The sequence below is a fragment of the Streptomyces sp. LS1784 genome (assembly GCF_020103755.1).
Classification (GTDB): Bacteria; Actinomycetota; Actinomycetes; order Streptomycetales; family Streptomycetaceae; genus Kitasatospora.
On record NZ_JAHSQD010000464.1, the window covers coordinates 1 to 6,651 of the forward strand.

Below are 6,651 nucleotides of genomic sequence, written 5' to 3' on the forward strand. Positions count from 1 at the left end.
GGCCCGGCGGCACCCGCCCGGCCGGTGCCCAGGCCCGGCGCTGGCCGCGGCGGCGGATCGTGAAGTGGTCGGTCTTCGGCGTGCTGATCGCCGTCATGGTGACCGCCGTCTCCACCTGGTTCTGGGCGGACTCCAAGCTCAACCACGAGAACGTGCTCGCCGACTACCCCGGCCGCCCGGCCGCGGGCAAGGGCACCAACTGGCTGATCGTCGGCTCCGACAGCCGCCAGGGCCTCACCGACGCCGAGCAGGACGACCTGCACACCGGGCACGACACCGAGGGCAAGCGCAGCGACTCGATGATGATCCTGCACGTCGGGGACAACGGGAACACCCTGATGAGCATCCCGCGCGACTCCTGGGTGCCGATCCCCGAGCACCCGGGCAGCAACGGCAAGCCGGTCAAGGGCACCACCGCGAAGATCAACTCGGCCTTCGGCAACGGCGGCGGCCGGCTGCTGGTCCAGACCGTCGAGCAGAACACCGGCCTCCGGATCGACCACTACGCCGAGATCGGCTTCGGCGGCTTCGTCGGCATCGTCGACTCGATCGGCGGCGTCGAGATGCACATCGACCAGGACGTCAAGGACAAGGACTCCGGGCTCGACCTCAAGGCCGGCGACCAGACGCTCAGCGGCAAGCAGGCCCTGGCCTTCGTCCGCCAGCGCCACCAGATGGCCGACCAGGACCTCGGCCGGATGCGCAACCAGCAGAAGTTCCTCGGCGCCCTGGCCCACCAGGCCGCCTCCCCGGGCAACCTGCTGAACCCGTTCACCTTCTACCCGCTGGTCGACTCGGCGCTCGGCACCCTGATCGTCGACGAGGACTGCGGGCTGACCGACCTCGGCTCGCTCTTCCTCGCCATGAAGGACGTCAACGGCGGCAGCGGCAAGTCGCTGACCGTGCCGATCGGCAACCCGGACTACCGGACCAAGACCGGCGAGTCCGCCGTGCTGTGGGACACCAACAAGTCCAAGCAGCTCTTCGACGCCTTCAGGAACGACACCGCGGTGCCGGAGTTCAAGTAGCCCTGTGACTTCGCGTGACCGCACCGCCACAATGGGTGGATGCCACTCGTCGCCACGCTGATCCGCCACCGCCGCCACCGCCTCCTGGGCCGCCTGGTCCAGGAGGCGCTCGCGCTCTACGGGATGGAGGTACCCGCCGCCTGCGAGATCGGGCCCGGACTGGTCGTCTTCCACCGCGGCTTCGGCACCGTGCTGCACCCGTACACCACCCTCGGCGCCGGCGTGACGCTCTACAACGGCGTGACCATCGGCCGGGCGGATCCGTGGGTGCCGCAGGAGGAGAGCGCGATGCGGCGGGTGGTGGTCGAGGACGGCGCGGTGCTGTGCGCGGGCGCCAAGGTGGTGTGCAAGGAGGGCGTGCTGACCGTCGGCGCGGGCACCGTCGTCGGGGCCAACGCGGTGCTCACCCGCTCGACCGGGCCCGGGGAGATCTGGGCCGGCGCACCGGCGCGCAAGGTGGGGATGCGAGCGGGTGGGCAGGGACCCTCGCCGGCGCCGGCCCGGCGCGCTCCGAGCCCCTCCGGAACGCCCTGAGCCCCTCCGGAACGTCCTAGACGTACGGCAGCAGGCCGGTACCGCACTCCGGGAAGCGGACCAGCCACTCCCCCTCCCCGCCGGCCGACTCGGTGGCGCCCGAGAAGCCGTAGTGGATCGGCTGCCCGTCGCCGCTCAGCCACCTCGCGTGGGTCAGCTGCACCGACAGCGAGGCCGGGCGGTGCGGGGCGGCGGCCGGGGCGGGCTGCTCCAGCACCAGTTCGTGCCCGGTCTCGCCGGGCCGGAAGGTCACCACGGTCTCGGTACCGGGGCGTCGCGGGAAGGCACCCGCCGGGTCCGTCCAGTAGGCGGCGACCATCACCGCGAGGGTGCCGTCCAGGCTGCCGGTGTCCGGCCGCACGTACTCCTCGTCCGCGACCCAGCGGGCGTGGTGGCGGACCTCCTCCGTGCCCCACCGCTCGTCCCAGTGCACCCAGTAGCCCGCCACCCGCTTCACGGTCATGCCCTCGCGGGCGACCCGGACGGCGAACCGCGCCGGGCCGACCGGCTCACAGCCGGCCAGGGAGACCACCGTCACCTGTTCGTAGGTCACCTCGCCGTCGTCGGCGCCCTGCTCCATCATCGGTCAACCACCTTGCCGCAGAGTCGAGTTCGGCCGCGGCTGGGGCCGCGTCCGAATCGAGCGTAGGACCCCGGCGACGGAGGGCGGCAGGATTGCCCGGTTCCGGCCCGGACAGCCGCGCTCCGGGCTACCCTGCCCGCCGCACCGCGGCCGGCCGCGGAAACCGGCGTGGAAACGGGTGTGAAAACGGGCACGAAACCGCCCCGGAGCGGGAGGCCGGAAGATCCGACGTCCCGCTCCGGGGCGGTGCGTGCCAGGTTGCGGCGGTGATTACTCGACCACGCCGGACTTGGCGATGGTGATCTTGGCCGAGGTGCGGCCGCTCTGCGAGCCGAGGCCCTCGATCTTCTTGACCAGGTCCATACCCTCGACGACCTCGCCGAAGACGACGTGCTTGCCGTCCAGCCAGTCGGTGACGATGGTGGTGATGAAGAACTGCGAGCCGTTGGTGTTGCGGCCGGCGTTGGCCATCGACAGCAGGCCCGGGCGGTCGTGCTTGAGCTGGAAGTTCTCGTCCGCGAACTTCTCGCCGTAGATGCTCTTGCCACCGGTGCCGTTGTGGTTGGTGAAGTCACCACCCTGGAGCATGAAGGCCGGGATCACGCGGTGGAAGCCGGAGCCCTCGTAGCCGAAGCCGTTCTGGCCGGTGGCCAGCTCGCGGAAGTTCCGGGCGGTCTTGGGGACGACCTCGTCGAACAGCTTGAAGACGATCCGGCCGGCCGGCTCGTCGTTGATCGTGATGTCGAAGAAAACGTTGGAAGCCATGCAGGGATCATGGCACGATCGCCTGTTCGTCGCGCGCCACCCCCGGACGGGTGAGGTCGCACGCGACTGTGTTATCCCGTGCCGTCCGGTCGCGCGCTCCGGTTCGCGCCTCCCCGGCCGGAGCCGGCGTGGCTACCATCGGGGTCGGCTTCAGACCTTGGTGCGGGACGACGACCGGGACGACGGGGTGGACGGCATGCGGATCGGCGAACTGGCCCGGCGGACGGGCGTGAGCGAGCGCTCGCTGCGCTACTACGAGCAGCAGGGCCTGCTGGCCGCCCGCCGCACCGAGGGCGGCCACCGGGAGTACCCGGAGGCCGCCGTCGACCGGGTCGTGCACATCCAGGAACTGTTCGCGGCCGGACTGCACAGCCGCACCATCTACAAGATCCTCCCCTGCATGCGGGACTCCGACGGCAGCCCGAGCGAGATCGCCACCCCGCTGCTGGTCGACGAGCTCACCGCGGAACGCGAGCGGATCGACCGGACGATCAACGACCTGCTGCGCTCCCGCGAGGTGCTGGACGAGGTGATCGCGGCCGCCTCCGGGCAGCCGCCGTCCTCGTCGGAGGCCGCGTAGGAGCCCTCAGGCCTTCGGCTTGCGGGCCAGCAGGTAGGCCTGCGGGGTCTTCTCGTCCGCCTCCGGCTCGCGCACCGTACGGGAGGTGACCGGCAGGCCGGCCTCCCGGGCCAGTTCCTCGACGCGCTCCGGCCGCAGCCGGCGGAAGTCCAGCGACACCGGGTACCCGAAGGGCCGCTCCTGGCGCGAGGGCTGGTCGCCGACCTGGAAGGCGAGCATCAGGTGGCCGCCGGGGGCGAGCACCCGGGCGAACTCGGCGAACACCTCGGGCAGCCGCTCCGCCGGGGTGTGGATGATCGAGTACCAGGCCACCACGCCGGTCAACTCCCCGTCCTGGAAGGGGAGGTCGAACATCGAGCCGACGCTGAACGGAACCTCCGGGTGGGCCTGCCGGGCCAGCTCGACCATCCGCGGCGAGAGGTCGATCCCGTGCACGTCCAGGCCGAGCCGGTGCAGCGGTCCGGTCATCCGGCCCGGGCCGCAGCCGAGTTCGGCCGTCCTGGCGTCCGGACGCTCTCCGCGGACCAGGTCCGCGAAGAGCGCCAGCATCGCCCGGTCCATCGGCGTGCGGCTCAAGTGGTCCCGGAAGAGGTCGGTGTACTCGGTGGCGATGGCGTCGTAGAACGCCCTGGTCTCGGTGAGGAAGTCCGGCTCGGTCATGGTCCGCGACCCTACCCGGCAGCTGTCGGCCGTAGCATCGATCCGCCAACCAGCCCGAGGGGGACGGAAGATGAGCACGATCGGGGTCTACCTGGCGCATCCGCGGCCGGGCAGCTTCAACCACGCGCTGTACGGGGCCGTGGTGGACGAACTGCGCGGGCGCGGCTGCGAGGTGCGCGCCCACGACCTCTACGCGGAAGGCTTCGCGCCCCTACTCACCGCCGAGGAGACCGGCACGGTGGCCGCGGCGGAGCGGTCCGAGGAGCCGCACCTGGCCCTGCACCGGGCCGAGGTGGCCACCCTGGACGCGCTGGTGCTGATCCACCCCAACTGGTGGGGCATGCCGCCCGCGGTGCTCACCGGCTGGGTGCAGCGGGTACTGGCCCCCGGCGTCGCGTACAAGCTCGGGACGGCCGCCGGCGAGCCGGCCGGGCTGCTGCGGGCCGGGCGGGCGCTGGTGCTGAACACCTCGGACACCCCGGAGGCCCGGGAGCGCGAGGAGTTCGGTGACCCGCTGGAGCGGATCTGGGCGGCCTGCGTGCTGCCGTACGTCGGGGTCACCGACGTACGGCGGACGGTGTTCCGCACGGTCACCGACTCCCCCGCCGACGAACGTGCCGGATGGCTGCGGCAGGCACGGGAGCAGGCGGCGGCACTGCTCAGCTGAGCGGCGGGAGGTCCAGTTCGGCGACGGTCTGGTCGCCGCTGGTCTCGCCGGTCGGACGGAAGCCGAGGCGGGCGTAGAACTCCGCCGGGCCGTCCGGGCCCGGGACGTAGGTGACCGTCGCGCGGGTGCCGCCACGGCGGCGGATCTCGGCGCAGACCTGCTCGACGGCGAAGCGGCCGTAGCCGCCGCGCTGCTGCCCGGCGTCGATCAGCAGCCGCCACAGGCCCGAGCGGGGGCGGTCGTCGGGGCGGTCGGGGTGGAAGGTGATGTCGAAGAAGGCCATCACGAAGCCGACCGGCCGCTCGCCGTCCAGGACCAGCCGGGGCCAGGCGGTCTCCCCGTGCACATAGGCCTCGGCCAGCGACTTCACCACCGGCGCCACCAGGCCCTCCTGGCCGGGGCGGACCCGCAGGGCGAGGGCGGCGTCGAGGTTCTCTGGGGTGAGGGAGGCCAGGCGGAGCCTGGAAGGCGCGGTCGACATGGCGGGCAGCCTACGGAGCGCGGCTGCCCGCCGTCGCACGGTTTTCCGTCGCACGGCCTTCCCCGTGCGGCCGTCCGTCGCGCGGCCTTCCGTCGCGCGGCTGTCCGGCCGCCCGGCGGGCTACTCGCCGGCCGGGAAGTCGGTGCCGCGCCCGACCGCCGCCCAGGCCTCGGCCTCCTGCCGCGCCTCGTCGAGGGTGTCGAGGACGGCGTCCACCGCGTCACTGCCGAGCGCGAGCCGCAGCGGGGTCCGCTCGGCGGCCAGCGCGGCCAGGATCGCCTCGGCGGCCTTCACCGGGTCGCCGGGCTGCTTGCCGTCGGTGTCCGGCAGCCCGGTGCGGACCGGGGCGACGATCGGCTCGTACGCCTCGATCGAGGCGGAGTGGGCGAGCGCGCCGCCACCCGCGAAGCCGGTCCGGAACGCGCCGGGCTCCACGATCACCACCTTGATCCCGAAGCCGGCCACCTCCTTGGCCAGCGCCTCGGACAGCCCCTCCAGGGCGAACTTGGTGGCCGAGTAGGCGCCCACCCCGGGGAAGCTGAAGCGGCCTCCCATGCTGCTCATCTGCACCACCGCGCCCGAGCCCTGGGCCCGCAGGTGCGGCAGCACGGCCCGGGTGAGCGCGGCCGGGCCGAAGAAGTGCAGCTCCATCAGGTCCCGCAGCTCGCGGTCGGTGGACTCCTCGACGGCCCCGACCAGTCCGCGCCCGGCGTTGTTCACCAGGACGTCGATCCGGCCGTGCCGCTGGACGGTCTCCGCGACGACCGCCGGAATCCGCTCCTGGTCGGTGACGTCCAGGGCGACCGGGAAGAGCCGGTCCGGGTGCGCGGCGGCCAGTTCCGCCAGCGTCTCGGGGCGCCGGGCGGCGGCCACGACGGTGTCACCGGCCGCCAGCGCGGCCTCGGCGATCGCCCGGCCGAAGCCGGAGTTGGCGCCGGTGACCAGCCAGACCTTGTCGGCGGGGTGCTGCTCGGGGGTGCTGCTCATGATCGTCGATCTCCCGCAATCGTCGTGCCCCTGCAAAGAATTGACGATCATTTATGACACCGGCGGGGTCGCCACGTCCAGGACGGTTCGACGCCGGACGAAATACGGCCCCCGACCGCGGACCGGCGGTCGGGGGCCGTGAGTGCCGAGCCCGGGGCCGCGGGCGACGAGCCCCGGTTGACGGGCCTCGGGTTGCGGCTTCGGTTGCGGCTTCGGGCTACGGGCTACGGGCTACGGGCTACGGGAGGTTGCGGGCCATCACGATCCGCTGGACCTGGTTGGTCCCCTCGTAGATCTGCGTGATCTTCGCGTCCCGCATCATCCGCTCCACCGGGTAGTCCCGGGTGTACCCGTACCCACCCAGCA

Annotated in this window: 10 protein-coding genes; 4 read left to right on the top strand and 6 right to left on the bottom strand. The window is 72.5% G+C overall.

What is annotated here, in order from left to right; genetic code table 11:
• Positions 1–1,028, top strand: a 1,028-nt coding sequence (locus KS423_RS34695; protein WP_224283733.1) for an LCP family protein, incomplete at its 5' end; no start/stop codon positions are given.
• Positions 1,029–1,067: 39 nt separating this feature from the next.
• Complete coding sequence (locus KS423_RS34700) at positions 1,068–1,562, top strand: hypothetical protein (protein ID WP_224283734.1); 495 nt, start codon at positions 1,068–1,070, stop codon at positions 1,560–1,562.
• Positions 1,563–1,578: 16 nt separating this feature from the next.
• On the opposite strand, the gene KS423_RS34705 is transcribed toward KS423_RS34700, so the two are convergent.
• Together KS423_RS34705 and KS423_RS34710 are read right to left on the bottom strand one after the other, a co-directional pair.
• On the bottom strand, positions 1,579–2,145 hold the full coding sequence (locus tag KS423_RS34705; protein WP_224283735.1) for a hypothetical protein: 567 nt from the start codon (positions 2,143–2,145) through the stop codon (positions 1,579–1,581).
• A 270-nt stretch (positions 2,146–2,415) separates the two neighbouring features.
• A complete protein-coding gene (locus tag KS423_RS34710) occupies positions 2,416–2,910 on the bottom strand; it encodes a peptidylprolyl isomerase (RefSeq protein WP_224283736.1) in 495 nt (164 codons plus the stop codon).
• 196 nt (positions 2,911–3,106) lie between these two features.
• Here KS423_RS34710 and KS423_RS34715 point away from each other — a divergent pair, with 196 nt between their 5' ends.
• Positions 3,107–3,490, top strand: a complete 384-nt coding sequence (locus KS423_RS34715) for a MerR family transcriptional regulator (protein ID WP_224283741.1) — start codon at positions 3,107–3,109, stop codon at positions 3,488–3,490.
• A 6-nt stretch (positions 3,491–3,496) separates the two neighbouring features.
• Here KS423_RS34715 and KS423_RS34720 read toward each other — a convergent pair whose 3' ends face one another.
• Complete coding sequence (locus KS423_RS34720; protein WP_224283737.1) at positions 3,497–4,150, bottom strand: class I SAM-dependent methyltransferase; 654 nt, start codon at positions 4,148–4,150, stop codon at positions 3,497–3,499.
• Between the two features lie 70 nt (positions 4,151–4,220).
• Between KS423_RS34720 and KS423_RS34725 the strand changes: the two genes are divergently transcribed.
• The gene (locus tag KS423_RS34725; protein WP_224283738.1) at positions 4,221–4,817 is read left to right on the top strand and encodes an NAD(P)H-dependent oxidoreductase; all 597 of its coding nucleotides are present in this window, start codon (positions 4,221–4,223) and stop codon (positions 4,815–4,817) included.
• Here the strand turns inward: KS423_RS34725 and KS423_RS34730 are convergent.
• The 3 genes from KS423_RS34730 to KS423_RS34740 form a co-directional block, all read right to left on the bottom strand.
• Positions 4,810–5,298, bottom strand: a complete 489-nt coding sequence (locus tag KS423_RS34730) for a GNAT family N-acetyltransferase (RefSeq protein WP_224283739.1) — start codon at positions 5,296–5,298, stop codon at positions 4,810–4,812. The two genes, KS423_RS34725 and KS423_RS34730, sit on opposite strands and share 8 nt — an antisense overlap.
• Before the next feature lie 120 nt (positions 5,299–5,418).
• Entirely contained in the window at positions 5,419–6,285 is an 867-nt protein-coding gene (locus tag KS423_RS34735) for an oxidoreductase (protein ID WP_224283740.1), read from the bottom strand.
• Between the two features lie 238 nt (positions 6,286–6,523).
• On the bottom strand, positions 6,524–6,651 hold a 128-nt coding region (locus KS423_RS34740), incomplete at its 5' end, for an acyl-CoA dehydrogenase family protein (RefSeq protein ID WP_262986058.1).